The organism is Mesorhizobium ciceri biovar biserrulae WSM1271, from assembly GCF_000185905.1.
Classification (GTDB): domain Bacteria; phylum Pseudomonadota; class Alphaproteobacteria; order Rhizobiales; family Rhizobiaceae; genus Mesorhizobium; species Mesorhizobium ciceri.
The window spans coordinates 497,857-524,018 of the sequence record NC_014923.1; the positions used below are offsets into that span (position 1 = coordinate 497,857).

The window sequence follows — 26,162 nt, forward strand, 5'->3', positions numbered from 1 at the left end:
GTCCCACCAAATGTGGTGGTGATCGCGCCCTTCTTCAAGCAGGTGTTGTGTCACGCTCCCGTGAGTCGAGCAAGGGCGTCGTCCATGGCGCTGGCAGGCAGTTCGATCAGCCGCGGCGCCTCGGTGAACAGCAAGGCCGCCTTGACCGTGCGGCCGGGATAGAGCGGCTGCAACAGCGCGCGGTAGAGCGCCAACTGCAGGACATAAGCCGGCGGCACCTCGGCCAGAGTGGCGGGCGCCGGCCGGTTGGTCTTGTAGTCGACAATCGATACCGTGTCCGGCGTTACCGCCAGCCGGTCGATCTTGCCGGAAATCGAGCGCTTCTTGCCCTTGACCTCCAGGCTGCCCATGATCGCAACCTCGGCACGCGACGATGGCGCAAACAGCTGACCGAAGCCGGGATCGGCAAGGATCGATGTGACCGACGCCAGGGCCTTTTCACGCTCTGATGGCGGCCAGTCTGCACCGGTTCGCAAGAGATAGCGTTCTGCCGCTCCCGCACGTTCGGGCTCGGCAATACCGGGCAGCATCTGCAGCAGTTTGTGGAGGGCGAGCCCACGCTGCACGGCAAAGCCGGGCTCGGCATCGGCGTCGAGCACCGGCGACGCCTTGTCGACAACGGCTTGCTTGCCTTCGTCGATCAGCGCCGAGGCGCCCGATGGCGACAACGGACGCGGCAGATCCTCGAAGGGCAGCAAGGGCCGGAACAGCGTCGCCGGCAAAGGCCCAAAAGCGTCGGCCTGCCGTACCTGCTCGGCGGAACTTGGCGCGACGGGGGGCAGCTTGGTGACATGGAAACGGTGCACCGGCTCGCCGCCGGCGGGATGCGCACGCTGCTCGCTCTCCGGCGCACCGATCAGCGCGCGGCTGACGATCGAGTGCCAGGTGCCGGCGTTCGGCGCCCGCTTGCCATGATAGCCGCAGACGATCAGCCGGTCCTCGGCACGGGTCATGCCGACATAAAGCAGCCGGCGGTATTCGTCGTCGGCGAGTTCCCGTGCCCTTGAGGCCGCCGCTTTCGAAAAACCGTTGGCGACCTCGCTGGCCGAGCGCCAGAGATAGCCCTTGCCATCCCAGTTCGCGCCGGAGCTATCGAAGGGCATCAGGCGCGGCAAATGCTGGTCGCTGAACGGCGCGGAACCGCCATCGACCAGGAACACGACGGGCGCTTCCAAGCCCTTGGCGGCGTGCACGGTCATGACCCGGACCTCGTCGCGGGTCTGGTCCATCTCGCGCTTGATCTCGGGACCGGCGTTTTCCAACGTCGACAGGAAGGCTTCCAGCCCCGGCAGGCCGGTTCGCTCCTCGGCGAGGCAGAAGCTCAGGAACTCGTCGAGAATATCGCCGGCTTCGGGCCCGAGCCGCGCGATCATCTTGCGGCGCACGCCATCGCGCGCCAGCAGGGCGGCATAGAATTCGAACACCGGCTTAAACGCGGCTTCGTTCGTCCAGATATCGACCTGGGCGACGATCTTCGCCAGTCTCTCGCTTTCGCCGGCGTGCTGTCGCAGCGATGCGATCAACGACAGACCAGCCGGCCTCTGCGCGGCGAGCATGAACAGCGCCTCTTCCGGCAGATCGAAGATCGGGCTGCGCAACACGGCGGCAAGCGACAAATCGTCCTGCGGCTGGATGAGGAGGTGACCGAGCGCAATCAGATCCTTGACCGCGATGTGCCCGGGCAGGCTCAACCGGTCGGCGCCGGCAACCGGAATGTCGCGGCGTTTGAGTGCGCGGGTCAGGGCATGGACGAAGCGATCGCGCTTGCGCACCAGCACCAGCACATCGCCCGGCCGCAGCCACTTGCCGCGGCCTTCGATGATTTCGCCACTGCCGATCCAGCCGGCGATGGTGACGGCGACGTTCTCGGCCACGCGCACCGCCGGCGCGTGGGCATGGTCGATGGCTTGCGTCCAGTCGTCGGGCTCATCGACAACATCGGCGCCGACCGACGGCCACACCTCGACATAGCCCGGCGCGTCGGTGCGGATCGCCTGGTGGCGAAGCGGATCGGGATCATGACTGATGCCGCGCCGCACGGCTGGATCGGCGAAGACGCGGTCGACCGCGGTCAGAACATCGTCGGTCGAGCGGAACGACCAGGTCAGCTTGAGGTCGGCGAAGGACGCCTCGGCGTCACGCACTCGTCCGGCAAACAACAGCCGGCTGTCGGCGAAGGAGTCCGGGGCCGCACCCTGGAATGAATAGATCGACTGCTTCTCGTCGCCGACGGCGAACACCGTGCGATGGACCCTGTCGCGTGCGCCAAAGCCGGCAAAGAATTCCTCCGCCAGCCGTTTCACCACTTCCCATTGGTCCGGACTGGTGTCCTGCGCCTCGTCGAGCAGGATGTGGTCGATGCCCTGGTCGAGCTTGTACTGCACCCAGGGGCCGGCGTCCGGCCGCGCCAGCAGGTTGACGGTGCGGGTGATCAGGTCGTTGAAATCGAGGAAGCCGCGGCTGCGCTTCAGCATTTCGTAGCGGGCGATCAGCCAGTCGGCGATGGTCAGCGCGGCAGCCGTACCTTCAAGCATCCGGAACAGGGCCAGCCGATCGGTGGTTTCGACGATGGCGTTGGCGGCCGAGAGATAACGCTCCGCCAGATCCGGCAACCGGTCGACCAGGGCCCTCTTGAAGGCCTTTGCCGGGTCGTAAGCGTCGCCATCGGTCTTGAGGAAGGCTCGCGCGAGCAGTTGCAGGCGGCGAATGGGATCGCCCTCGGCAAAGGCCTGCCGCGCATAGGGCAGGATGTTGTTCAGTACCGATCTGGCGTCGGTGGCCTCGGCGGCGTGGGCGAAGCCGGCAAAATAGTCGGGCAGGAAGCCCGGCAACGGCCATACCGAAGCGGCTATGCCCTCGGCTGTCTGGCCTGGATGGAAATGGAATTCGTCGAACAGGGCCTGGAAGTGCGTGCCATCGCGCCCGACCGCGTCGATGAAATGGCGCAAGCCGTCGCGCTTGCGCACAATCTCACCCAGCAAGGCGTCGAGCCCGGCTTCGCCGCCCCGATCGAGAATGGAGGCAAAAGCCTCGGCCAGATCCCTGTCACCGGCGGACGTGCCCGAAATCATCTCGCGGCGCGCCGCGGCAAACAGCGATGCCTCCATCTGGCCGTCGAGCATCTCGAAATGGGCCGGGATGTTGGCCTCCAGCGGGAACTGGTGCAGCACCGATTCGCAGAAGGCGTGAATGGTCTGGATCTTCAGCCCGCCGGGCGTTTCCAGCGCCTCGGCGAACAGGCGCCGCGCCCGGCGCATGGTCTCGAGATCGGGCCGGCGCCCCTCCAGCGCCTCGACCTTTGCCGCCAGATCCACGTCACCAAGCGTCGTCCACTCCGACAGTGTCGAAAAGACCCGGTTCGACATGTTGGCGGCGGCGGCGCGCGTATAGGTCAGGCACAGGATCTTCGACGGATCGGTGCCGCGCAGCAGCAGCCGGATGACGCGCTGCGCCAGCACATGGGTCTTGCCGGAGCCGGCATTGGCCGACACCCAGGCGGAATTGCCGGGGTCGGCGGCGCGGGCCTGGCTGGTCGCGGTGTCGCTGGGAATGGGATAGGCCTTCTTCATGCCTCCCCTCCCTCGTCGCCGGCATCGCCGCCTGCCGACCATTCGAGCACGCGGGCAAGATGGTCGTAGTCGCCATCCGTCTCGCCTTCGCGGAACGGCAGCGCGCGCGACAGATACCCGGTCGCAGGGTCCGCATAGTGGATCAGCAGCTTTTCCAGCCGTGCCCAGGCCTCTTCGGCAAGATCGGTCGCGGTTCGCGGCTGGCGGTTGTGTTCGAGGATGGATTCCTCGAACACCTCGCCATTCGGCTTCAGCCTGATGAAAGCCAGTTGAGAGGGCTCACGCACGCCCAAATCCTTGAAGGCGCCGCGCCTGAGCAGCGCGCCCTCGAGCGCCAGTTGCGGCGCAAGCAGTGTGTGCGCCTGCGCCTTGGACGGCGAGGAGCCGGTCTTGTAGTCCAGTATGTCGGCCATGCCGCCGGCCAGAAGGTCGACGCGGTCGGCGTAGCCGGACAGCGTCACGCCGGACTGGCCGACAACGGTCTTTCCGGCGCGCTCCTCGGCATGGCGCCTTGTCACAGCATCAGCGCGCGTGCGCTCCCACTCGATGATGTTGGCGGCGAGTTTCTCGAAGCGCGGCCACCACACCGCCTCGACGTCGGCCGGAAGGGCGGCTTCGGCAAAGCAGGCGCGGCCGGCGGCGATGAGGCCGGCAAGCGCATCGGGAGCGCGCGGATCGGCGACGCTGCCTGAGAACAGGTGCAGGATGGCGTGAAACAGCGTGCCGCGCTCGGCCGCACCAGGGTCGCGAATAACCGGATCGAGCGGCATCAGGCCGAGGATGCGTCTTGCATAGACGGCGTAGGGGTCACGGCGCAGGGTCTCGATCTCGGTGACCGAGAAATGCGTCGGGCGCACCGACAGCGGCGGCTTCGGCTGCGGCCGTGGCGCGAAATCCTGCCTTGGGCCGGCATCCAGCGCGCGCGCCCAGGCGAGCAGCTCGTCGCCACGCCGGCGCAGCTCCGCTGCCTGGTCGCTGCCGATGAAGGTCAGCAGCCGCTGAAGCCAGCGCGACGGCACGGCGGGTGCATCGCCGGCACGTGCCGAGCGGGACAGCACCACCTTCCCGGCGCCCATGGCCATCTGGAAATCATGCGCGGCAAGGCCGATACGCCGCTCGGGCGGTTCGAGGTCGATGCCGGTCTTCATCAGCCGCGACATGAAGCGGTCGCTCTCTGGCTTGCGCGGCCATACGCCCTCGTTGAGCCCGCCGATGACCAGCGTGTCGACCGTCTGCAACCGGGCTTCCAGCGCGCCCCAGATGGCGATGTTCCGGTCGGTGCCTTGTGCCGGCTTGACCGTTTCAGGCGCGATCAGCGCCGCCATGATGTCGGGCCACTCGGTCGCCGCGAAGGACAGCGAAGCCGAAGCCGCGACCAGCCCGCGCAGCAGTTCGGCAAGCTTCTCGCCGGCGTCACCGGCATAGAGTTCGCCAAGGCCGCCGTCGGCGATGCGGCCGAGATTTTCGAGTGTCACGACACTGGCCCTGACAAGCGCGGCAAGGTCGGCGTCATCCCGGCCTCGGAAGGCTGCGAGCGGCGCCAGCGCCTGCTTGAGACGTTCGAGCAAATTCCGCGCAGTTTCGATAGAGCGCACGGTCAGCCGGGAAAACCAGAAGGGCTGCCGGCTGCCGCCGCCCAAGCCGGTGAGGCGGGCTTCGAACAGTTCCGGTAGCGAAACGATGTCGGGGCGGCCTGTGCCGCCGCGCAACGCCACCAGTTCGATCAGCTCCGCCGCGTGGCGCACATCGGCCCGTTCGAGGCCGAGGCCGAGCAGCGGATGCTTGAGCAGCGACAGCAGGCCAACCGGATCGCCTGGCCGGAACAGTGCCTCGAGCGCCAGCCTGAGCAGGCTGGCCGCCGGAGTGTTGGCGAGCGGTGTGCCACCGGAATCGTCGGCAACGACGCCGAAGCGCTGGAGCTCGATCGAGACGCGCCGCGCCAGCGCGCGGTCGCCGGTGACGAGAGCCGCCCTTTGGCCGGGCTGTTCGACCGCGCGCTTGAGCGCGACGGCGATGGCGACGGCCTCATCACGTTCGCTGGCGGCTTCGAGCAAGGTCACCTCGGCGAAGGCGCCGGCAATGTCGGACGCCGGGAAACCGGCACGTGTCTCGGCCCAGAGTTCGGTGGTTTCGGCCGGCCGCAGCGCTTCGCCGACAAGGGCAGCGCGAAGCGCACGTCGCGGTTCGGCCACGCCAATCTCCTCGACGTCGCCGCGCAATACGCCGATCTTGCCGATCAGCCTGGCCAAGCCATATTGCGGGTGGCCGAGTACGGCTGGACGCGCGCCAGGCGCGGCAATCGCCTGGAACGACGCTTCGTCCAGCGTCCGGTCGAGACCCGGCAGCACGATGGCGCCGCCGGGCAGGCGCGCGATCGCGGCAAGCAATTCGGCCGTCGCTGGTATCGAGCCGGTCGAGCCTGCGGCGATGACCGGGCCGGCGGGCGGATTGCGCTGCAGCCGCGCCGCCTCGGCGCGGATCAGCGCGCTGCGATGCGCGGCCGGATTGGAGCGGTCGCTTTCCGCGAGGAATTTCGGCCAGGCTTCGGTGACGATGCCGAGGAATTCGAGCGTCACCTGCCACCATCCGGCAAGATTGCCGGTCACCAGATCGGTGAGCTTGGCCCAGTCGGTGCCTTCCGTCTCGATCTCGTCCATCAGCCGGGCGAGATCGCGCGCCAGCCAGATCGCGTCGGCGGTGGAAGCCGGGATGACGATCTCCTCGGCGAAAAGGGCGGCGACATGCGCCGGCAGCCGGCGTTTCCAGGCGCGCACCAGCGGCGTCAGCAGCAACAGGCGTTCGGTTGCCGAAATCGGCGGCGCCAGATCGATGGCCGCCGCTGCCTCGGTCTCGAACGCAGCCTCATCCTCGTCGAATTCGCCGAGTGGCCGGATGACCGGCAGGATCGCCGAGCCGCCGCCGCCGCGTGCCGCCAGGCTGTCGACGAAGACACCCCGCAAGGCACGCGCGGCACGGCGTGTCGGCACATAGATGGTGGCATCGGCCAAAGCGAGCGGGTCGCCGTCGAATCGAAACCCCGGAACAAGACGGCCGGCAAGCAGCGCCTCGGCAAGCGTCGGCAGAAACGGCGCTCCGGGCGGGATCGAGAAAACGCGGCTGGAGCCGCTCATTGCGACTCGATGAGCGCACCGGCGACCGCCGCTTCCGCGAGCGGTACGGCATCGGGCGTGCCGACGGTGATCCAGTGGCCATGCATGGGCATGCCGAACAGGCGCCCTGCGGCGATGGCGGAATCGAAATAGGCGTTGAGCGAGTGCGGCCCGGCCGGTGCGCCCTTGAACAGGCGCGGATCGACGATCGCCGCGCCGGCATAGATCAGCCCCGCCGGATCCCCCTTTGAACGCCGCAAGCCGCCATCCGGCGCCACCAGGAAATCGGTGCTGCCGCAGTGTCCGGTCGCCTGTTGGAGATCCGCCAGCATCAGCAGAATATCCATTTTCGCCGCGTCCCATGCAAGGGCGAGGCGCTGGAGATTGAGAGGACCGTCATCGATCCAGAAGGTGTCGGCATTGAGGATGTAGAAGGGTCGCTCGCCCAGTTCCGGCAGCGCCTTGACGATGCCGCCGGCGGAATCGAGCAGTTGTTCGCTCTCATCGGAAATGACGATTTTTGGCGCGCGGCGCGCGGCGACATGGGCGAGGATCTGTTCGGGAAAATAGTGGACGTTGACCACGGCCTTCGCGACACCGGCGGCAGCCAGGCTGTCGAGGCTCCAGTCGAGCAACGTCTTGCCGGCAATCCTGACCAGCGGCTTGGGAATGGTGTCGGTAATCGGCCGCATGCGTTTGCCAAGGCCGGCGGCAAGTACGATGGCGGTGTCCGGTCCTGCTGTCACAGCGCTCGCTCCTCCAGCAAACCGTGGGCGTCGTAGAACTCGCGCAGGCTTGCCAGCGCCGGATGAGACAAGGCCCGGCGCAGATAATCGCGAATGCGCGGCAGGTGTTTTAGATAATAGGGCTTGCCGTCGCGCTTTTCGAGGCGGACGAAGATGCCGAGGATCTTGGAATTTCGTTGCGCCGCCATGATGGCGTAGGATTCCAGGAAGCTTGCCTCGTCGAAAGCACCGGCTGCGTGGCGCGCCGCGACATAGGCATCCAGCGTCTTTCTCTCGATCTCGGGCGACATCGTAACACGCGCGTCCATGGCCAGCGAGGCGACGTCATAGGCGGACGGGCCGATCAGCGCATCCTGGAAATCGACGATGCCCAGCCGATCATGCCCTGAACGGTCGCCGCGCCAGATGATGTTGGGCGAATGGAAGTCGCGCAGCATCAGCGTATATTCGCGGCCGTGCAGCCGGTCGAGGAGCGCGCCCCATTGCTTGTGGTAGCCGGCGCGCAAGGCACCGCTTGCCGGGCTGCCCGTTATTGCCGGCACGTACCAGTCGACCAGCAGATCGGCCTCGATCATCATGGCCTCGCGGTCGAAAGGCGGGACATCGTGGAAGCCGCCATGCCCTGTTTCCAGGCGCTGCGGCCAGGTCCTGCCATGCATCATGGCCAGCAGCTCGGCCGCCGCCGCGCAGCGCTCGGGCAGCGGCTGGCCATCGCTGCCGAGGAACCCTTCCGAGCCAAGATGCTCGAGTAGCAGGAATCCCTGCTCCTGGTCCTCGGCATGGATTTCCGGAACGCTGACGCCGCCTGCCCTTAAGGCGCGGTCGATGGCGACGAAAGCGGAAACCGACTGGGCGGTGTGGGCGATCTCGGCATAGGGCTTGCCGTCGCGGACCGGCGGGCCGAGCACCAGCCGTGGCGAGTTCATCAGCACTTGCGGCTTTTGGCCCGGCAGCGAAACGATCTCGTAAGAGCGGGCAGAAGCATCGCCAATGAAATGGCGGCGCTGCGCTTGCGCCCAGCCGGCGCTCACGAGAAAGTCGCGCATGGCCAGCGACCTTGCGGCCCGATCGAAGGCAGGTCCCTGCCCCGACAATCGTGCCAGCCGGCCGTTCCCATGCTGGACGAGCTCGATCAGGACCGTGGTTTTCGGCAGATGGGCTTCCGCCCGCTCCGGCCATTCGACCAAAGCAGCACCTTGCGCCAAGGCTTCGTCGAAACCAAGCTCATCGATCTCGTCGGCCGAGGACAGGCGGTAGAGATCGAAATGATGCACCGGAATGCGGGTGTCGTAGCTCTGCACCAGCGTGAAGGTCGGGCTCGGAACGTCGAGGCCGGCATCGTCGGCCAAGGTCCTGATCAAGGCCCGCGCCAGCGTCGACTTGCCGGCGCCCAGATCGCCCTTCAGGGCAAGCACGTCGCCTGGGCGCAGCGACAGCGCCAGATCTTCGCCCAGCCGCGCTGTCTGGGTCTCGTCGGCGAGTAATCGCTCCAGCACCAGTCCGGTCATCGAACGCGCTACTCGGCCGCGGCACGGATGCCCGGCATGTCTGGAAAGGTGCAGATGACGGTCGTGCCCTTGTCCTTGCCGGTTTCGATGCGAACGCTGCCGCCATGCAGCTCGACGAAGCTCTTGACGATCGACAGGCCGAGGCCGGCGCCGCGCCGGCGGCCGCCATTGGCGCGCGGCTCGAAACGGCGGAACACCGAATCGAGCACATCGGGCGGCATACCGGGACCGTCGTCATGGACCGAGAATTCCACCCCGTCCGCCAGATGGCGGCAAGTGAGCCGGATGGTGCTGGCTTCCGGGGCGTAATTGGCGGCGTTGCTGAGCAGATTGTAGAGGATCTGGCGGACGCGGACCTCATCGCCGTGAAACGTCTTCGGCGCCGAGGCTGCTTCAACCTCGAGCCTGATCGAATGCTCTTCCAGCCGGTCGGCCACCAGTTCGGCCGCAGCGGCGATGGTGCGATCGACCTGCACCTCGGAAATATCGAGCTGCATGATGCCGGCGTCCACCGTCGCCAGGTCGAGTATGTCGTTGACGATGGTGAGCAGGACCGCGGAGGAGGAGCTGACATGCTCGACATATTCCCGCTGCTTCTGCGTCAGCGGACCGGTCGTGGGCTGTGACAGGAGTTCGGTGAAGCCGATGATGTTGGTCAGCGGCGAGCGCAGTTCATAGGAAACATGCTGGACGAATTCGTTCTTGAGCTGGTCGGATTTTTGCAGCGCCTCGTTCTTGTCCTTCAGCGCCCGCTCGACATGGACGCTGTCGGTGACGTCGACGAAGGTCATCATCACCTGCCCGTTGGGCAGCGGGATCATGGCGTAACTCAACACGTTGCCGTTGTTGAGCTCGGTCTGTCCGTGGCGGTCGCGGCGCTCGTCGTCGAAGCCGGTGACGGCGGCAACAAAGCCGGGCCAGGGGCTGTCCGCCGCCTGCCGGTCGCAAAGGTCGCGGATGGTGGAAACATGGACGCTGGGCTTGGCCGCTTCGCCGCTCAATCCCCAGAGCGTGGCAAAGGCAGGATTCGACAGCCGGAGCCTGCCGTCGGGTCCGAACACCGCTACGCCTTCGGCAAGATTGTCGAGCGTCTCGCCCTGGACCCGCACCGCTGTCTGGTAGCGGCTCTCGAGGTCCATCTTCTCGGTCAGGTTCTCGAACACCCAGGTGACGCCGCCCTTGGGCTGCGGATTGGCGACGACGCGGATGGTCTTGCCATCCGGCAGATGCCACCAATGTTCCTGGGATTCCACAGCGCGATAGGCGCCGAGCAGGCCTTCCTTCCAGCGGCGCCATTCAGGCTGTTCGGCGATCTTGCCTTCGCTGCGCAGCCGGTCGAGCAGCAAGGCATTGTCTGGAGCGCTGTGCAGGAAGCCTGCCTCCAGGCCCCAAAGCTTCTGGAAGGCCTGGTTGAAGAACCGCAGCTTCTCGTCGGTGTCGAAAATGGCGACCGCCGTGTTGAGCTGGTCGAGCGTGTCGGCGTGGCTTCGCACCGTCCGTTCGTATTCGCCGCGAACGGCTTCGATGGCACTGGTGTCGCAGGCAAGGCCGGCCGAGCCATCGCTGCCGGCGAAATCGGTGACCGCGAACACACGGCGGTCGCCTTCGATCACGGTGGACAGCGACTGCTCGAAAACCGGATGCGTCCTGTGCTGGGCGGCAATCGCATCGCGCGCCTGGCCGCCGAGGAACTCTTTCTTCTCCCGAACCGCGGCTTCGGCATTTTCGGCTTCGACGGCATCGGCATAGGCGCGGTTGACCCACTTCAGCCCGCCATCCTCGCCGCGGAGCCACGCCGGCATGTTCAGCGCGTCGAGCAGGCCGATCATCGTGTCGTGGTCGGCGGCCAGCCGCTGGTTCTCGATCTTCAGTCTGGCCTGGCTGCGCTGCGTCTCCGAGAGCGAGAGGAAACGCACGAGCACATGCGCGGCACTCTTGCGGCCATGCACTTCGAGCGGCGCACCGGCCTGCGATTCGATGACCAGGTCGAAGGGTTTGGCCTTTTCGCGCAATCCCGCGACGGCATGTTCGAGTGCCGCCGCCGAACGCGGCATCAGCCAGCGGCCGAAAGCAAGAAAAGCGGCCCTATCCTCGGGAGCGCCGCTTTCGACGGGCAATGTGCCGATGAGCTCGGGCTTCTTGTTTTCCGCAGCCCAGACGACGACGCGCTGGTCGCGCAGATTGAGCAGCGCCTCGGAACGGCGGAGCGCCGCGTTGATGTCGGCGAGGCGGCTCCTGAGTTCGACATTCTCCGCCGAGGTGCGGGCTCTTTCGCGGATGAGAACGATGGCCGATATCAGTGCGGCACCCGTCACGCCGACGAACACTGCAAGCTGCATGACATCAATGGCACTCACCGACAGTCCGGCGACGCTGGCAACAGCGGTCTCGGCATGCGCGGCGGCGCCGGCCAAGGGCCCCGCGAGCGCGGAGGTGGCAAGGAATGTCGACGCGCGGGCGCGCCAGGACAGGCTCCCCCCTTCCAGGGCGGAGCCAGCAATCCCCGAATCGTCATGGCCGCCGGAAACGGCCCGTCCCGCTCTGTGCGGGTGTTGCCCCGGCATGTCTTGGTCCTCTCCGCCGCCTGAATGCAAGACCGCCCTGATGCGTGCCTCTCTTGACCCTCTCGGGCTGGAAGCATCGCCGAATCACCTGACAATAACCCCTCGCCGAATCGGCGTGAAGGCTGATGGCGCGCAAAAATAAGGCCGGGCGAAAAGTCAATCGCCCGGCCTCAATATCTGGTAGTAATTTTAGCTTTGGTTAATAGCGGTAGTGTTCCGGCTTGAACGGACCCTGCGGCGTGACGCCGATATAGGCGGCCTGTTCACCCGACAGTTCGGTCAGGCGGGCGCCGAGCTTGTCGAGATGCAGGCGGGCGACCTTTTCGTCGAGATGCTTGGGCAGGACATAGACCTGGTTCTCGTACTGGCCGGGCTTGGTGTAGAGCTCGATCTGCGCCAGCACCTGGTTGGTGAAGGATGCCGACATGACGAAGCTCGGGTGGCCGGTGGCGTTGCCGAGATTGAGCAGCCGTCCTTCCGACAAAAGGATCATCCGCTTGCCGTCCGCGAAGGTGATCATATCGACCTGCGGCTTGACGTTGGTCCATTTCAAATTGCGCAGCGCGGCGACCTGGATCTCATTGTCGAAGTGGCCGATGTTGCCGACGATGACCATGTCCTTCATCGAGCGCATATGGTCGAGGGTGACGACATCCTTGTTGCCGGTGGTGGTGATGACGATGTCGGCGGTGGGGGCTGCATCTTCCAGCGTGACGACTTCAAAACCGTCCATCGCAGCCTGCAGGGCGCAGATCGGATCGACCTCGGTGACCTTGACGCGGGCACCGGCGCCCTTGAGCGAGGCCGACGAGCCCTTGCCGACGTCGCCATAACCGCACACGACAGCGACCTTGCCGGCCATCATCGTGTCGGTGCCGCGGCGGATGCCGTCGACCAGCGATTCCTTGCAGCCATACTTGTTGTCGAACTTCGACTTGGTGACCGAGTCGTTGACGTTGATTGCGGGGAAGGGCAGCAGGCCCTTCTTCTGCAGCTGGTAGAGGCGGTTGACGCCGGTGGTCGTCTCTTCGGTGACGCCGCGGATCGCCGCCTTCTGCTTGGTGAAGAAGCCGGGCGAAGCCTTCAGGCGCTTCTTGACCTGGGCGTAGAAATATTCCTCTTCCTCGCTCTGCGGGTTGGACAGCACGTCCTCGCCGGCCTCGGCGCGGGCGCCGATCAGGATGTACATGGTGGCGTCGCCGCCATCATCGAGGATCATGTTGGAGAGGCCGCCATCGGCCCACTGGAAGATCTTGTCGGTGTAGTCCCAATACTCCTCCAGCGACTCGCCCTTGACGGCAAACACCGGGATGCCGGCCTCGGCGATGGCCGCGGCCGCATGGTCCTGGGTCGAGAAGATGTTGCAGGAGGCCCAGCGGATATCGGCGCCAAGCGCCTTCAGCGTCTCGATCAGCACCGCCGTCTGGATGGTCATGTGCAGCGAGCCGGTGATGCGCGCACCCTTGAGCGGCTGCTTGGGGCCGAATTCCTCACGGCAGGCCATCAGGCCCGGCATTTCGGTTTCGGCGATCTCGAGTTCCTTGCGGCCCCAGCCGGCAAGCGAGATGTCGGCGACCACATAGTCCTTGCTACCCGTCATGGCAGTACTCCGATGCGAATGTTGTGCTTGCGAATTTGTTGCGGACACGCCCGCGCCGGTCGGCGCGTCCAAGGGCGCGAATTGCCGGCCTGACTAGCAGATCGGAGCAAGGACGACAATGGGATATAAAGAAATCTTTATCCCTGCATGTCTCTCGGACGCATATCGCGCTCTACCAGATCAGCATTCCTCGCCGAAGCGGGACGCCACCAGTTGCTCCAGGGCGTCGATGACCTGCTGGGCCTCCGGCCCGCTGGCGGTGACGCGGATCGAATAGCCGGGGCTTGCCGCCAGCATCATCAGGCCCATGATCGAGGTGCCGCCAACCTTGACGCCATCCTTCTCGACATGCACCGAGGCATCGAAGCCGCTGGCCAGCTGGACGAACTTCGCCGAAGCGCGCGCATGAAGGCCGCGCTGGTTGATGATGGGAAAATCCCGGACTATCTGATCTTTTTCCGGGGACAGCGCGGTCATTTGCTGCTCAGGAGCTGGCTGGCAACATTGATGTATTTGCGACCGGCGGCCTGGGCCTCATCAAGGGCGGCCGCCATGTTGTCGCCCTTGCGGATCGAGGAGAGCTTGATCAGCATCGGCAGATTCATGCCGGCGATCACCTCGGTGCGGCCGGACTCCATCACCGAGATGGCAAGATTGGAGGGCGTGCCGCCGAACATGTCGGTCAGCACGATGACGCCCGCCCCGGTGTCGACACGGGCAACCGCGTCGACAATGTCGCGCCGACGCTGCTCCATATCGTCGTCGGCACCGATCGCCACGGTTTCGAAATTGTCTTGTGGCCCGACGACATGTTCGACGGCATGTCGGAACTCGGTGGCCAGTTGACCGTGCGTTACAAGCACGAGTCCGATCATTCTTTGGTGGCTCCCGTCATCGCCGCTTCACAGGCGCATTTTATGCTCGCCAGCCAATCCAGGCGGCGGGAGCGCTATCTTGTCGACGCGCGGCCCGTTGACAAGCCCAAAATTGCGCAGGCGCATGCCATTTTGACGCATTGCAGCAAAAAACCCGGAGCGGATCATAGAAAAGGCGCGATCGACAGCCGCGCCATCACGACCGGTAAGGCCGCCGGGATATTGCGTTCGACCACATCGACCTGTGGCACCAGACAACCCACGATGCTGCTAGCGGCATCCTCCTGGAAGCGCGGCGCTTCATCGGCCGGCACCAGGTGGACATGCAGGTCGACGAGGCCTGCCGGCTCGAATGGCAGAGGCCGGGGGCCGAGCCCAGGCACCTCGACGAGGCCTTCTATGGCGGCGGGAGCGCGGCACAGAAGCCGCCCGGCATGCGCCTCGACAAAGAGCTGATCGTCACCGACGAGCCGCGCGAACGATCCGCGCTGGCGACAATGATCTATGAGCGCCAGCGCCAGCGCCGTCTTGCCCGAGCCGGAGGCTCCGGTGATGAGAATGCCGCGCTCGCCGATCAAAACCATTGTCGCGTGAATGTTTTCAGGCTGCACGGCTGGACCAGGCATGGTTGGAATTCATGCTCTCAGCCTTCGGCCGGCAACGTCACCACAAAACGCGCGCCCTTGATCTCGCCGGGTTTGGTGCCGGGGATGTTCTCGGCGGTGAGCGTGCCGCCATGGGCCTCGACGATCTGCCTGGATATCGACAGGCCAAGGCCCGAATTCTGGCCGAACGCCTCGCCGGCCGGCCGGTCCGTGTAGAAGCGTTCGAAGATGCGGTCGATGTTGTCGGCGCGGATGCCGGGGCCATTGTCGTCGACGGTGACGATGTTGAACTTGCCGGCACGCGCCAGCGACAGGCTGATGTGGCCATGATCCTCGGGAACGAAGGAACGGGCGTTCTCGATCAAATTGGTGATGACCTGGCCGATGCGCAGATCATGGCCGACGACGACATAGCCTTTGACGCCCTGCGGCAGTTTGGCGGCCTTGAACTCGATCTCGACCGCCTTCTTGTTGCGCGTCGCTTCGCGCGAAACGGCGACCAGATCGGTGATGAATTTCTTCAAATCGACCGTTCCCGCATCTTCACGCGCGAGTTCCGCGTCCAGGCGCGATGCGTCGGAAATATCGGTGATGAGCCGGTCCAGCCGCCTGACATCGTGCTGGATGATATCCATCAGCCGGCCGCGCGAATCGTCGTTCTTGGCCAGCGGCAAGGTCTCCACCGCGCTGCGCAGCGACGTCAGCGGGTTTTTCAGCTCGTGCGAGACATCGGCCGCGAAGCTTTCGATCGCCTCGATCCGGGCGTAGAGCGCGTTGGTCATGTCGCGTATGGCGATCGACAGATTGCCGATCTCGTCCTGGCGGTCGGAAAAGTCGGGGATCTCCTCACGGCTCTTGACGCCGCGCCGCACTCGCACCGCCGCCGCCGACAGCCGGCGCAGCGGATTGGCGATGGTCGAGGCGAGCAGCATCGACAGGATGGCGGTGACAAGGGCCGCGATGCCGAAGACGCGCAGGATCGCCTTGCGCTCGGCGGCGACGATCTTGTCGATGTCGCCGCCTTCGGTCGACAGCATCAGCACGCCCAGGACGGCACGAAAGCGCTGGATCGGCACCGCCACCGAAACGATCTGCTCGCCCTGCTCGCTGACGCGCACGATGGTCGAAGGGCTGCCGGTGAGCGCCTTGACCACTTCCGGGAAAGCGGCGCCATTGCCGCCCGGCTGCTCGTGATAGACCGGCAGCTCGGTGTTGCGGAAGAAGTCGAAGACGAATTTCTGGATGCGCTCGACCAGATCGGGCTCTTCTTCCTCGACCGGCGGCAGGTCGTAGCGCAGGATCTGGCCACGCGAATAGAGGTGGCGCGAATCGAGCAGCAGATTGGCGTCGCGGTCATAGATGCGGGCGCGGGTCCTGGTCGGCGAGATCAGCCTTCGCAGCACCGGGGCGACACGCTCCGGGTTGATGGGGAAATCGAGATTGTCGAGCTGGTCGGAGCCCGGCCCCAGGCTTTCGCCGGCCTGCAGTTCAAGCAGCTTTTCCGGGTCGATGCTGATCGAATCCGTCTCGACCGTCGCCGAAGCGGCAATGGCGCCGGCGATGATCTCGCCCTGGGTCATCAGGCTTTCGACGCGGGCGTCGATCAGCCCGTCGCGGAAGGTGTTGAGATAGAGGATGCCGGTCACCAGCACGGCGAGGCCGGCAAGGTTGAGGAACAGGATACGCCGCGTCAGGCTGGAAAAGATGTGATGGCCAAGGAAGCGGCGCATCGGCACCGTGATCTTCGAGACGAAGGACGGCATGATCCGCGACGGCCGCCTGGAGGCGCCCGCCGGTCTTGTTCGCTGTGCTTCCACTGCCATCGAATAGCAGGCCCTGCTACTTATGCTTCGCGGAACCGGTATCCGACTCCGTAAAGGGTTTCGATCATCTCGAAGTCGTCGTCGACGGCCTTGAACTTCTTGCGCAGCCGCTTGATGTGGCTGTCGATGGTGCGGTCGTCGACATAGACCTGTTCATCATAAGCCGAATCCATCAGCGCATCACGGCTTTTTACGACACCGGGACGCTGCGCCAGCGAATGCAGGATCAGGAACTCGGTGACGGTGAGCGTCACCGGCTCGCCCTTCCAGGTGCAGGTGTGGCGCTCCTGGTCCATGACGAGCTGGCCGCGCTCGAGAGAGCGGGCCTGCTGGCTGGGTGTCTTGGCGGCGGCCTCGCGGGCACTGGCGCGGCGCAGCACGGCGCGCACGCGCTCGACCAGCAGGCGCTGTGAGAAGGGTTTGCGGATGAAATCGTCGGCGCCCATCTTGAGGCCGAACAATTCGTCGATCTCGTCGTCCTTGGAGGTCAGGAAGATCACCGGCAGGTCGGACTTCTGGCGCATCCGGCGCAGCAGTTCCATGCCGTCCATGCGCGGCATCTTGATGTCGAGGATGGCAAGGTTCGGCGGGCGTGCCGCCAGGCCTTCCAGCGCCGACGCACCATCCGTGTAGGTCTCGACGCGATACCCCTCGGATTCCAGGGCGATCGACACCGATGTCAGAATGTTGCGGTCGTCATCGACAAGCGCGATTGTTGCCATTTCAAGCGGCTCCCTCATGAGCTGTCCCTTCTGTCGTAGAGAAGGGGCTTTTGCAGGACAAATTAGGTACAAAATGTGGCATAGGCCTTGTCCGCTGTCACGCGCGGCATGCCGGCGGCCACAATCCTACCTCGACATCGATTGGACGAACGTACATCGCCAATCCTTTGGGCAACCGCGAAACTTTTTGCACATATAAACGATTTAAACAACTTTCAAAATATTTAAATCGATTAATGATTTGATATCATTTGGCTTTTCTGGTTCTGACCATCTCAGCCCGCGTAGTGGGCGTGCCGGGAAGGTGCCGGCAAAGATGCGGCAAATCCAAGAGGGACACTCGATGTCGGAAGTCGGCAAACGCAATTCCGCCTGCGCGATCGATCATATCGGCCTGAAAACCACCGGCGTGGTGCGCTATAATTTCGGTGCGGCTGCCCTTTATGAGGACTCGATCCGGCGCGGCGAAGCCCGCTTGACGGCACATGGCGCGCTGGTCGCCGAAACAGGCCAGCACACCGGCCGCTCGCCCAAGGACAAGTTTGTCGTCCGCAACAGTGACACCGAACCGCACGTCTGGTGGGACAACAACAAGGCAATTTCACAAGCCCAGTTCGACACGCTGCTCGCCGATTTCCAGGCGCATGCCGCGGACAAGGATCTATACGTCCAGGACCTGATCGGCGGCGCCGATGCGGAGCTGAAGCTGCCGACCAGGGTGGTCACCGAATTTGCCTGGCACTCGCTGTTCATCCGCAATCTGCTCATTCGTCCCGATGCCGCCGAGCTCGATCATTTCGTGCCTGATATGACGATCATCGACCTGCCGTCCTTCCGCGCCGATCCCACCCGCCACGGCAGCCGCACCGAAACGGTGATCGCCGTGGATCTCACGCGCAAGATCGTGCTGATCGGCGGCACCTCCTATGCCGGCGAGATGAAGAAGTCGGTGTTCACCATGCTCAACTATCTGCTGCCGGCGAAAGGCGTGATGCCGATGCATTGCTCGGCCAACGAGGGTATGGCCGGCGACGCCGCCATCTTCTTCGGCCTGTCGGGCACCGGCAAGACGACACTCTCGGCCGATCCCTCGCGCACGCTGATCGGCGACGACGAGCATGGCTGGGGACCCCACGGCATCTTCAATTTCGAAGGCGGCTGCTACGCCAAGACGATCAAGCTGTCGGCGGAAGCCGAGCCGGAAATCTTCGCCACCACGCAGCGCTTCGGCACGGTGCTGGAAAATGTCGTGCTCGACGCTGATGGCGTGCCGGATTTCAACGACGGAAGGCTGACCGAAAACACACGCTGCGCCTACCCGCTGGATTTCATCCCCAACGCCAGCAAGACCGGCCGCGCCAACCATCCGAAGAACATCATCATGCTGACCGCCGACGCGTTCGGCGTGATGCCGCCGATCGCGCGGCTGACCCCGGCGCAGGCGATGTATCATTTCCTCTCCGGCTACACCGCCAAGGTGGCCGGAACCGAAAAGGGCGTGACCGAGCCGGAAGCGACGTTTTCGACCTGTTTCGGCGCACCGTTCATGCCGCGCCATCCATCGGAATACGGCAATCTGCTGCGCGAGCTGATTGCCCGCCACGGCGCCGATTGCTGGCTGGTCAACACCGGCTGGACCGGCGGCGCCTACGGCACCGGCAAGCGCATGCCGATCAAGGCGACGCGGGCCTTGCTTGCCGCCGCACTCGACGGCTCGCTCAAGACGGCCGAGTTCCGCACCGACCCTCATTTCGGTTTCGAGGTGCCGGTGGCGGTTCGAGGCGTCGACAGCGCCATTCTCGACCCGCGCTCCACCTGGGCCGACAAGGCCGGCTATGACCGGCAGGCGGCAAGGCTGGTCGGCATGTTCGCCATTAATTTCGAGAAATTCGAAAGCCATGTCGATGCCGTGGTGCTGGGTGCGGCGCCGCGCATGCAGGAAGCCGCGGAGTAATCGCGCCACAAGGTTCAGCTTTCGTTGAAAGGCCCGGTTCGATCGGGCCTTTTCTTTTTCGATCCGCCGCGCCATGACTGCGGCATGGCGAGCGACGACAATATCTTCATATCAGGCGATGCGGTGATCCATCCGGGCGACCTGCACGAGGATTTCATCCGCTCGTCCGGTCCCGGCGGCCAGAACGTCAACAAGGTGGCGACGGCGGTGCAACTGCGCTTCGACGCCGCCAACGCAGCGGGTCTGTCGGAGCGCGTGCGCGAGCGGACGATCAAGCTTGCCGGCCAGCGTGCCACCAAGGACGGCGTCGTTGTCATCGAAGCGGGCCGCTTCCGCACCCAGGAACAGAACCGGGCGGATGCGCGGGCACGGCTGACGGCACTGGTCGCCAAGGCCGCCGAGCCGCCACCGCCGCCGCGCAAGAAGACGCGGCCGTCGAAAGGTGCCGTGGAACGGCGGCTGAAGAGCAAGGCCGGGCGCGGCACGATCAAGAAGCTGCGCGGCCGGGTGGAGAACGATTAAGCACCGCGAAGCTGCAACGCGCGGGTGGCTTCCAATTCTGGGTTGCAGATGGCAAGCTGCGATCACCCACCACAGCAATGGAGACCAACGATGGGCATGTTCGATTTCGTCAAGAGTGTCGGCAAGAAACTGGGCATCGGCGGTGACGACGAAGCCGCACCCACGGCCGACACACTCAAGAAGGAGCTCGATTCGCACAAGCTCGGCACCGATGGCGTCGAGGTCGTCGTCAACGGCGATACGGCGGTGCTGAAGGGTGTGGTCAAGGACCAGTCGATCTTCGAGAAGGCGGTCATCGCCGTCGGCAACACGCTCGGCGTCTCCAAGGTGCAGGCGGACGAATTACAGGTCGCGCCAGCACCTGGCACGGCCGCCGCCCCGGCCAAGGAGCCCACCTTTTACACCGTGAAGAAGGGCGACAATCTCTGGAAGATCGCCGAGAAAAGCTACGGCAAGGGCCAAGGCGTCAAGAACACGGTCATATTCGAGGCCAACAAGCCGATGCTGACCCATCCCGACAAGATCTATCCGGGCCAGGTGCTGCGCATCCCCGACCTCGCCTGATCGGCGACTGCCAATTCGACAAGAGCGGCGGCTTTCGGGTCGCCGTTTTCATTTGATCGTGACATTTTACGGTTCCGAACCATCCAAAAGGTGATCGAATCCGTGCTCGTTCTGCCCAAAGGCGTCCGCCACATGCCGGCCTACCTGTCACGCACCGTGCAGGAAGAACTGGTCGACGAGGTGAGACGGATCGTGCAGCAGGCGCCGCTGTTCGTGCCGGCCATGCCGCGCACCGGCAAGGAGATGAGCGTGCGCATGACCAATTGCGGGCCGCTGGGCTGGGTCACCGACAAGGAGCACGGCTATCGTTACCAGCCGGCGCATCCGCTAACCGGGGCGCCTTGGCCGCCAATTCCGGATGCGCTGCTCGACCTGTGGCGCGAGGTCTCGGGCTATCCGCATCCGCCGGAAGCGTGCCTGATCAATTTCTACACGGCGGATGCGAAGATGGGCCTGCATCAGGACCGCGACGAGGCCGACTTTTCGGCGCCGGTCGTCTCCGTCTCGCTCGGCGACGACTGCCTGTTCCGGGTTGGCCAGACCACGCGTGATGGCGCCACCAAGTCGTTCAGGCTGCAAAGCGGTGACGTCGTGGTGCTCGGCGGTGAGGGGCGGCTGTGCTTTCACGGCGTCGATCGGATCTATCCCTCGACCTCGGCACTGCTGAAAAACGGTGGGCGGATCAATTTGACATTGCGACGGGTGACGAAGCCGGCCGTCACAGCTTCCTGAGCGCCACTTCCTCGATCAGGTGGTCGGCCCCCTTGCGCAGGATCAAGTCGGCGCGGGCCCGCGTCGGCAGGATGTTCTCGCGCAGATTCTTCAAATTGATGTTGGTCCACAGCCCTTCGGCGATGGCGCGCGCCGAACCCTCCGACAGCTGCGAGTAGCGGTGAAAGAAGGAGTCCGGATTGCGGAAGGCGGTCTCACGCAGCCGCATGAAGCGGGAAATGTACCAGTTGTGGATCAGCTTCTCGTCGGCATCGATGTAGATGGCGAAATCGAAGAAGTCCGACAGGAAAGGCACGATCTTGCCGTCCTGCGGCAGCTTGCCGGGCTGCAGGACATTGATGCCTTCGAAGATCAATATGTCGGGCCGGTCGATGGTGACGAACTCGCCGGGAATGACGTCATAGGTGAGGTGCGAATAGACCGGCGCGCGGACATCGGGCAGCGCCGACTTGATGCCCGACAGGAAGCGCAGCAGCGCGCCGACATCGTAACTGTCTGGAAAACCCTTGCGCTCCATCAGGTTCTCGCGGCGCAGGACCTCGTTGGGCAGCAGGAAGCCGTCGGTGGTGATGAGATCGACCTTGGGGCTCGACGGCCAGCGCGCCAAAAGCTCCTTCAGCACGCGTGCGGTGGTCGATTTGCCGACCGCGACGGAACCGGCGATGCCGATGATGAAGGGCGTCTTGACCACGTCGACCGCGTTGAAGAAGGCCTGGCGTTGCCGAAACAGCAGCTGGCTCGCTTCGACATGAGCCGACAACAGCCGCGACAGCGACAGATAGATGCGCGTGACCTCTTCGAGATCGACCGGATCGTTGAGCGACCGCAGGCGGCGGAATTCGTCCGCGCTCAGCGTCAGCGGCGTGTCGGCGCGGAATTGCGACCATTGCTCGGCGGAGAAGAAGCGAAACGGGGAATACTTCTCGGTCGGCGCGAGCTGATCCATCGAGATACCTGCCCTTCCTCGCGGTCAGCCCTTGGGCCGTGACGCCTTCTCGGCGATGCCCGAACGCCGGGTGCGGCCTTCGAGCTCCTTGAGCACGTCGCTCAGCAAAACCCCCGAGAGGCCGAGAACGACGAGCCAATGATATATAAGATCGGCACTTTCCGAAACGAGGGCCTGTTTGTCGCCCTTGACGGCGGCAATCACCGTCTCGACTGCTTCCTCGCCGAGTTTCTGCGCCGCCTTGTCGATGCCGCGCGCGAACAGTTTTGCCGTCCACGAGTCCGGGTCGCCGGAATGGGCGCGTTCCCTGATGGTTTCTTCAAGACCTGACAGCGAAAACTCAGCCATGGCGCCATCTATCTGCTTGTTTAGGCATGATCTTTTCCGAAAACCGGTTCCCACTTTTCGGGATCATGCTTTAGGGCCGATTATTCACAGAGTCCAGCCGCATCGGCAGCCCTGCGGCGGCCATATGCGCCTTGGCCTGCGCTATCGTGTAGGTACCGAAATGGAAGATGGACGCGGCCAGCACCGCACCGGCATGGCCGTCGCGAATGCCTTCGACCATGTGGTCGAGCGTGCCGACGCCGCCGGAAGCGATGACCGGCGCGCGCACGGCGTCTGATATCGCGCGGGTCAGCGCGATGTCGTAGCCGGCCTTGGTGCCGTCGCGATCCATCGAGGTCAGCAGGATCTCGCCGGCGCCGCGATCGACCATTTTCCGCGCGAACTCGACCGCGTCGATGCCGGTCTTTTCGCGCCCGCCATGGGTGAAGATTTCCCAGCGGTCGGCCTCACCGGTGGCGGACACTTTCTTGGCGTCGATGGCGACGACGATGCACTGGTTGCCGAACTTGTCGGCGGCCTCGGCAACGAAATCCGGGTTCTTCACCGCCGCCGTGTTGATCGACACCTTGTCGGCGCCGGCCAAGAGCAGCTTCCTGATGTCGGCGACCTGGCGCACGCCGCCTCCGACCGTCAGCGGCATGAAACATTGTTCGGCGGTGCGTGCGATGACGTCGAAGATGGTTTCGCGATTGTCCGACGAAGCAGTGATGTCGAGGAAGCAAAGCTCGTCGGCGCCGGCCGCGTCATAGGCCTTGGCCGCCTCGACCGGATCGCCGGCGTCGACGAGATCGACGAAGTTGACGCCCTTGACGACACGGCCGTTCTTGACGTCGAGACAGGGGATGACACGGGCTTTCAGCATCAGCGGCCCTCTATCGTGGCGATGAGATCGTTCAGCAACTGGCCGACCAGCGGCGGAACATCGGCCTGCGCGTCGAAAGCCGGATCGTAGGCGGAGACGGTGATGCCGACGACCGGCACCGCAAGCGCCATGGCGCAAGTGGCGTCGCGCAACTGCTCCGGGCTCGGGCCGCCCGAAGTGATATAGCGGTTGGCCTGCAACTCGCGGGGATCATGCACGTCCATATCGAGGTGCATGTGCACGCGTTTGGCGCCGGCGATCTTCAGTCTTTCGGTCGCCTGGGCCACCCCGGAGCATTCCGTCCGCACGATCGGCAGCGTCTCCAGCAGCCGCTTCTCGTCCGGATCGAGATCGCGGGCGTTGACGAGCACGCAACGCGACGGATCGATCGGCTTGAAGCCGGGAATGGCCGACGCCATCGGCCTCCAGCACAGGCCAAGCACCGTCGCCAGCGCCATGCCGTCGAGAAACCCGTATGCCGATGTCTCGGGCGTGTTGAGGTCGCCATGCTGGTCGGCCCAGATGATCGCATCGGCGTCCTCGCCGGCGACCGCACCGGCTGATGTCAGGCAGTTTCCCGCAAGGACGATGGGAAACCGGCCGGCGTCACGGGCAAGGCGAACCTCGGTCGCAACCGCGTTGCAGACAGCAAAGCCGGTGGCGATCTCGCGCTCCTGGATGTCTCCGACCCTGCCGATGTCTTCCACCGTAACGTCATGGCCGGCCATGGTCAGCGCGTCGACGAGCCCGCCTGATATCAGTGCGTCCGGGCCCTGGCCCATGCCGCCATGGTAATGACCGCTGTCGTAGGAGGCCAGGATGATGGAGATTTTCACGTCCGCGTCTCCGCCCTGCCCTGCAGGATCGCCAGGGCCTCGGCCGGATCGATGCGGCCGTCATAGAGCGCGCGCCCGGAGATCGCCCCTTCGAGCTTTTGCGCATCGGGCATGGTCATGCGCACGATGTCGGCGATCGAGGCGAGGCCGCCCGACGCGATGACCGGGATCGATACGGCATCGGCGAGATCGATGGTGGCGTCCCAGTTGATGCCGGTCAAAACGCCGTCGCGGTCGATATCGGTGTAGATGATGGCGGCGACTCCGGCGCCCTCGAATTTCCTCGCCAGTTCGACGACGCCGAGGCTCGACGCCTCGGCCCAGCCCTCGACGGCGACCTTGCCGCCCTTGGCGTCGATGCCGACGGCGACCTTGCCCGGAAACGCCTTGCAGGCCTGTCTGACCAGGTCCGGGTCACGCACCGCCACCGTGCCGAGGATGACACGGGCCAGCCCGCGATCGAGCCAGTCCTCGATCTGCGCCAGCGTGCGGATGCCGCCGCCGAGCTGCACAGGGTTCTTCGTCGCCTTGAGGATGGCGCCGACCGCCGCGCTGTTGACGCTCTGGCCCTGGAAGGCGCCGTTGAGGTCGACGACATGCAGCCATTCGAAGCCCTGTTGCTCGAAGGCCCGCGCCTGCGCTGCAGGATCATCGTTGTAGATGGTCGCGGTGGCCATGTCGCCGTGCTTCAGGCGCACGCACTGGCCGTCCTTGAGATCGATGGCGGGGAAAAGGATCATCCGTTCAGGCGCCTTCCACAATGGCGAAATGCGATGTCGAATAGAGACGTCGGAACTTCAGCGCCGCCTGGTATTCGGGCGAATGGAAGCAGGCGAGTGCGACCGCGTAGCTCTCGAACTCGATGATGACATGGCGATTGCCCGACGACCCTTCCGGGCTCGACGACTGACCGCCGCGGGTCAGGAATTTTGCGCCATATTTGTCGAAAGCCGCTTTGTTGGCGGCAATGTATAGCGGATAGTTTTCCGGATCGGTCACCTCGACCATCGCCATCCAGTAGCCCTTCTTGCTCATCGGTTTCCCCTTTGCTTGAGCATGATCTCGGGACAAACGGGACCGTTTGTCCGAGAAAACCGGGGTCCACTTTTCGGGATCATGCTCTAGGGCCTCCAGCGCAGGAAATTGGTGATCAGGGCGAGGCCCAGCGCCTGGCTCTTTTCCGGGTGGAATTGCGTGCCGACGAGATTGTCGCGGGCGACGGCCGCCGTCACCGGGCCGCCATAATCGGCGACCGCCAGCACTTCGTCCGGCTTGCGCGCATCGAGGTGGTAGGAGTGCACGAAATAGGCGTGCAGCCCGTTGGTCCCGGTGGGAATGCCGGCAAACAGTGGATGCTGGCGTTTGAGTTCGATCGTGTTCCAGCCGATCTGCGGGATCTTCAGCGCCGGATCGGAAGGCATGATCTCCTTGACGTCGCCCGATATCCAGCCGAAGCCCTCGGTAATTGTCTTTTCAAGGCCGCGCCGCGACATCAGTTGCATGCCGACGCAGATGCCGAGGAAAGGCCGGCCCTTGACGATCGCGATATCTTCGACGGCTTCCCACATGCCTTCGACGGCCTGCAGGCCGGCCGCGCAATCGGCATAGGCGCCGACGCCGGGCAGGACGATGCGATCGGCCGTGCGCACCCGCTCGGCATCGGCCGTCAGGTCGATCTGCGCCGCGATGCCGGCTTCGCGCGCGGCGCGCTCGAAAGCCTTGGTGGCCGAGCGCAGATTGCCCGAGCCGTAGTCGATGATCGCAACCCGCATCTCAGCTTCTTCCCGGAATCATGTCAGTTTCTTCCCGGTATGTGGGTCAGCCCCAGCGCAATGCCCGGCAGCGCTGGCCGCGCGAGGGCAGCATCGGGGACCATGCGCGGCGCCGGCACAACCTCATCGGCAAGCGCTTCCGCCTCCAGCGCATAGCGTGTGTCGGCATCGTCGAGCCAACCGGCTTCGACCGTGCCCCACTCGTGCCAACCACGCCGGCGAAGTGCCGCGATGCGCAGGCCTTGCCCTTCCAGGCCGACATAGAGCGAAACCAACAACGACAGCAGCGACCCGGCCACACCAAGGCCGAGCTTCTGGCCCAGCATCGAAAGCAGGCCCATGACGACGAAGGTAAGTGCTGCTTCGATCCACAGCCGATGCCAGGCGAACCATAGCGGCGGCACCAGGAGGCCCAGCCAGGTGAAGCCATCGCGGACAAAGGCCGTCGCATCAGCCTTTTCGCTGCGGCCTGGCGGTTCCATCACGACGTAGGTGGCCATGGCC

Annotated in this window: 23 protein-coding genes; 4 read left to right on the forward strand and 19 right to left on the reverse strand. The window is 64.8% G+C overall.

The window, feature by feature from the left end:
• Positions 1 to 50: 50 nt before the first annotated feature.
• The 11 genes from addA to MESCI_RS02335 all read right to left on the reverse strand — a co-directional run bounded on the left by addA (position 51) and on the right by MESCI_RS02335 (position 17,122).
• Positions 51 to 3,569, reverse strand: coding sequence for a double-strand break repair helicase AddA (gene addA / locus MESCI_RS02285; protein WP_013528327.1), 3,519 nt, complete (start codon positions 3,567 to 3,569; stop codon positions 51 to 53).
• Complete coding sequence (gene addB / locus MESCI_RS02290) at positions 3,566 to 6,700, reverse strand: double-strand break repair protein AddB (RefSeq protein WP_013528328.1); 3,135 nt, start codon at positions 6,698 to 6,700, stop codon at positions 3,566 to 3,568. The genes addA and addB overlap by 4 nt, the downstream gene beginning before the upstream one ends.
• Positions 6,697 to 7,425 (reverse strand): nucleotidyltransferase family protein, encoded by a 729-nt coding sequence (locus tag MESCI_RS02295; RefSeq protein WP_013528329.1) that lies wholly within the window; start codon positions 7,423 to 7,425, stop codon positions 6,697 to 6,699. The genes addB and MESCI_RS02295 overlap by 4 nt, the downstream gene beginning before the upstream one ends.
• Positions 7,422 to 8,933: a bifunctional tRNA (adenosine(37)-N6)-threonylcarbamoyltransferase complex ATPase subunit type 1 TsaE/phosphotransferase gene (locus tag MESCI_RS02300; RefSeq protein WP_013528330.1), complete on the reverse strand. Its 1,512-nt coding sequence runs from the start codon at positions 8,931 to 8,933 to the stop codon at positions 7,422 to 7,424. The genes MESCI_RS02295 and MESCI_RS02300 overlap by 4 nt, the downstream gene beginning before the upstream one ends.
• A gap of 8 nt (positions 8,934 to 8,941) precedes the next feature.
• Positions 8,942 to 11,497: a sensor histidine kinase gene (locus MESCI_RS02305; RefSeq protein ID WP_013528331.1), complete on the reverse strand. Its 2,556-nt coding sequence runs from the start codon at positions 11,495 to 11,497 to the stop codon at positions 8,942 to 8,944.
• A 199-nt stretch (positions 11,498 to 11,696) separates the two neighbouring features.
• Complete coding sequence (ahcY, locus tag MESCI_RS02310) at positions 11,697 to 13,097, reverse strand: adenosylhomocysteinase (RefSeq protein WP_013528332.1); 1,401 nt, start codon at positions 13,095 to 13,097, stop codon at positions 11,697 to 11,699.
• Positions 13,098 to 13,277: 180 nt separating this feature from the next.
• Positions 13,278 to 13,574: an HPr family phosphocarrier protein gene (locus MESCI_RS02315; RefSeq protein ID WP_013528333.1), complete on the reverse strand. Its 297-nt coding sequence runs from the start codon at positions 13,572 to 13,574 to the stop codon at positions 13,278 to 13,280.
• On the reverse strand, positions 13,571 to 13,972 hold the full coding sequence (locus MESCI_RS02320) for a PTS sugar transporter subunit IIA (protein ID WP_010912939.1): 402 nt from the start codon (positions 13,970 to 13,972) through the stop codon (positions 13,571 to 13,573). The genes MESCI_RS02315 and MESCI_RS02320 overlap by 4 nt, the downstream gene beginning before the upstream one ends.
• A gap of 164 nt (positions 13,973 to 14,136) precedes the next feature.
• On the reverse strand, positions 14,137 to 14,598 hold the full coding sequence (locus MESCI_RS02325) for an HPr kinase/phosphorylase (protein ID WP_013528335.1): 462 nt from the start codon (positions 14,596 to 14,598) through the stop codon (positions 14,137 to 14,139).
• A gap of 17 nt (positions 14,599 to 14,615) precedes the next feature.
• Positions 14,616 to 16,400, reverse strand: coding sequence for a sensor histidine kinase (locus MESCI_RS02330; protein WP_013528336.1), 1,785 nt, complete (start codon positions 16,398 to 16,400; stop codon positions 14,616 to 14,618).
• A 20-nt stretch (positions 16,401 to 16,420) separates the two neighbouring features.
• Positions 16,421 to 17,122 (reverse strand): response regulator transcription factor, encoded by a 702-nt coding sequence (locus MESCI_RS02335; RefSeq protein WP_013528337.1) that lies wholly within the window; start codon positions 17,120 to 17,122, stop codon positions 16,421 to 16,423.
• A gap of 343 nt (positions 17,123 to 17,465) precedes the next feature.
• On the opposite strand from MESCI_RS02335, the gene MESCI_RS02340 reads away from it, so the two are divergent.
• From MESCI_RS02340 to MESCI_RS02355, 4 genes are all read left to right on the forward strand, one after another.
• The gene (locus MESCI_RS02340; RefSeq protein WP_013528338.1) at positions 17,466 to 19,076 is read left to right on the forward strand and encodes a phosphoenolpyruvate carboxykinase; all 1,611 of its coding nucleotides are present in this window, start codon (positions 17,466 to 17,468) and stop codon (positions 19,074 to 19,076) included.
• Positions 19,077 to 19,160: 84 nt separating this feature from the next.
• Positions 19,161 to 19,598: an alternative ribosome rescue aminoacyl-tRNA hydrolase ArfB gene (gene arfB / locus MESCI_RS02345; protein WP_013528339.1), complete on the forward strand. Its 438-nt coding sequence runs from the start codon at positions 19,161 to 19,163 to the stop codon at positions 19,596 to 19,598.
• A gap of 90 nt (positions 19,599 to 19,688) precedes the next feature.
• A complete protein-coding gene (lysM, locus tag MESCI_RS02350) occupies positions 19,689 to 20,162 on the forward strand; it encodes a peptidoglycan-binding protein LysM (RefSeq protein WP_013528340.1) in 474 nt (157 codons plus the stop codon).
• Between the two features lie 102 nt (positions 20,163 to 20,264).
• A complete protein-coding gene (locus MESCI_RS02355; protein WP_013528341.1) occupies positions 20,265 to 20,894 on the forward strand; it encodes an alpha-ketoglutarate-dependent dioxygenase AlkB family protein in 630 nt (209 codons plus the stop codon).
• On the opposite strand, the gene coaA is transcribed toward MESCI_RS02355, so the two are convergent.
• The 8 genes from coaA to MESCI_RS02395 form a co-directional block, all read right to left on the reverse strand.
• A complete protein-coding gene (coaA, locus tag MESCI_RS02360; protein ID WP_013528342.1) occupies positions 20,881 to 21,840 on the reverse strand; it encodes a type I pantothenate kinase in 960 nt (319 codons plus the stop codon). The genes MESCI_RS02355 and coaA overlap by 14 nt on opposite strands.
• A gap of 24 nt (positions 21,841 to 21,864) precedes the next feature.
• Positions 21,865 to 22,188, reverse strand: a complete 324-nt coding sequence (locus tag MESCI_RS02365; RefSeq protein ID WP_013528343.1) for a phosphoribosyl-ATP diphosphatase — start codon at positions 22,186 to 22,188, stop codon at positions 21,865 to 21,867.
• Between the two features lie 70 nt (positions 22,189 to 22,258).
• Positions 22,259 to 23,053 carry an imidazole glycerol phosphate synthase subunit HisF gene (gene hisF, locus MESCI_RS02370; protein WP_024501998.1) on the reverse strand — a complete coding sequence of 265 codons (795 nt, stop codon included), beginning with the start codon at positions 23,051 to 23,053 and terminating at the stop codon, positions 22,259 to 22,261.
• Complete coding sequence (locus MESCI_RS02375) at positions 23,050 to 23,886, reverse strand: arginase family protein (RefSeq protein WP_013528345.1); 837 nt, start codon at positions 23,884 to 23,886, stop codon at positions 23,050 to 23,052. Before MESCI_RS02375 ends, hisF begins: the two co-directional genes overlap by 4 nt.
• Entirely contained in the window at positions 23,883 to 24,626 is a 744-nt protein-coding gene (gene hisA / locus MESCI_RS02380) for a 1-(5-phosphoribosyl)-5-[(5-phosphoribosylamino)methylideneamino]imidazole-4-carboxamide isomerase (protein WP_013528346.1), read from the reverse strand. The genes MESCI_RS02375 and hisA overlap by 4 nt, the downstream gene beginning before the upstream one ends.
• A gap of 4 nt (positions 24,627 to 24,630) precedes the next feature.
• The gene (locus tag MESCI_RS02385; protein ID WP_013528347.1) at positions 24,631 to 24,921 is read right to left on the reverse strand and encodes a DUF1330 domain-containing protein; all 291 of its coding nucleotides are present in this window, start codon (positions 24,919 to 24,921) and stop codon (positions 24,631 to 24,633) included.
• 86 nt (positions 24,922 to 25,007) lie between these two features.
• Positions 25,008 to 25,658, reverse strand: coding sequence for an imidazole glycerol phosphate synthase subunit HisH (hisH, locus tag MESCI_RS02390; protein WP_013528348.1), 651 nt, complete (start codon positions 25,656 to 25,658; stop codon positions 25,008 to 25,010).
• 23 nt (positions 25,659 to 25,681) lie between these two features.
• On the reverse strand, positions 25,682 to 26,158 hold the full coding sequence (locus MESCI_RS02395; protein WP_013528349.1) for a DUF2628 domain-containing protein: 477 nt from the start codon (positions 26,156 to 26,158) through the stop codon (positions 25,682 to 25,684).
• Positions 26,159 to 26,162: the final 4 nt, after the last annotated feature.

Excerpts from the sequence above, each read along its gene's own strand:
- addA (WP_013528327.1), bottom strand. The coding sequence starts at position 3,569 with ATGAAGAAGGCCTATCCCATTCCCAGCGACACCGCGACCAGCCAGGCC.
- addB (WP_013528328.1), bottom strand. The coding sequence starts at position 6,700 with ATGAGCGGCTCCAGCCGCGTTTTCTCGATCCCGCCCGGAGCGCCGTTT.
- MESCI_RS02300 (WP_013528330.1), bottom strand. The coding sequence starts at position 8,933 with ATGACCGGACTGGTGCTGGAGCGATTACTCGCCGACGAGACCCAGACA.
- MESCI_RS02305 (WP_013528331.1), bottom strand. The coding sequence starts at position 11,497 with ATGCCGGGGCAACACCCGCACAGAGCGGGACGGGCCGTTTCCGGCGGC.
- ahcY (WP_013528332.1), bottom strand. The coding sequence starts at position 13,097 with ATGACGGGTAGCAAGGACTATGTGGTCGCCGACATCTCGCTTGCCGGC.
- MESCI_RS02315 (WP_013528333.1), bottom strand. The coding sequence starts at position 13,574 with ATGACCGCGCTGTCCCCGGAAAAAGATCAGATAGTCCGGGATTTTCCC.
- MESCI_RS02320 (WP_010912939.1), bottom strand. The coding sequence starts at position 13,972 with ATGATCGGACTCGTGCTTGTAACGCACGGTCAACTGGCCACCGAGTTC.
- MESCI_RS02325 (WP_013528335.1), bottom strand. The coding sequence starts at position 14,598 with ATGCCTGGTCCAGCCGTGCAGCCTGAAAACATTCACGCGACAATGGTT.
- MESCI_RS02330 (WP_013528336.1), bottom strand. The coding sequence starts at position 16,400 with ATGGCAGTGGAAGCACAGCGAACAAGACCGGCGGGCGCCTCCAGGCGG.
- MESCI_RS02335 (WP_013528337.1), bottom strand. The coding sequence starts at position 17,122 with ATGGCAACAATCGCGCTTGTCGATGACGACCGCAACATTCTGACATCG.
- MESCI_RS02340 (WP_013528338.1), top strand. The coding sequence starts at position 17,466 with ATGTCGGAAGTCGGCAAACGCAATTCCGCCTGCGCGATCGATCATATC.
- arfB (WP_013528339.1), top strand. The coding sequence starts at position 19,161 with ATGGCGAGCGACGACAATATCTTCATATCAGGCGATGCGGTGATCCAT.
- lysM (WP_013528340.1), top strand. The coding sequence starts at position 19,689 with ATGGGCATGTTCGATTTCGTCAAGAGTGTCGGCAAGAAACTGGGCATC.
- coaA (WP_013528342.1), bottom strand. The coding sequence starts at position 21,840 with ATGGATCAGCTCGCGCCGACCGAGAAGTATTCCCCGTTTCGCTTCTTC.
- MESCI_RS02365 (WP_013528343.1), bottom strand. The coding sequence starts at position 22,188 with ATGGCTGAGTTTTCGCTGTCAGGTCTTGAAGAAACCATCAGGGAACGC.
- hisA (WP_013528346.1), bottom strand. The coding sequence starts at position 24,626 with ATGATCCTTTTCCCCGCCATCGATCTCAAGGACGGCCAGTGCGTGCGC.
- MESCI_RS02385 (WP_013528347.1), bottom strand. The coding sequence starts at position 24,921 with ATGAGCAAGAAGGGCTACTGGATGGCGATGGTCGAGGTGACCGATCCG.
- hisH (WP_013528348.1), bottom strand. The coding sequence starts at position 25,658 with ATGCGGGTTGCGATCATCGACTACGGCTCGGGCAATCTGCGCTCGGCC.
- MESCI_RS02395 (WP_013528349.1), bottom strand. The coding sequence starts at position 26,158 with ATGGCCACCTACGTCGTGATGGAACCGCCAGGCCGCAGCGAAAAGGCT.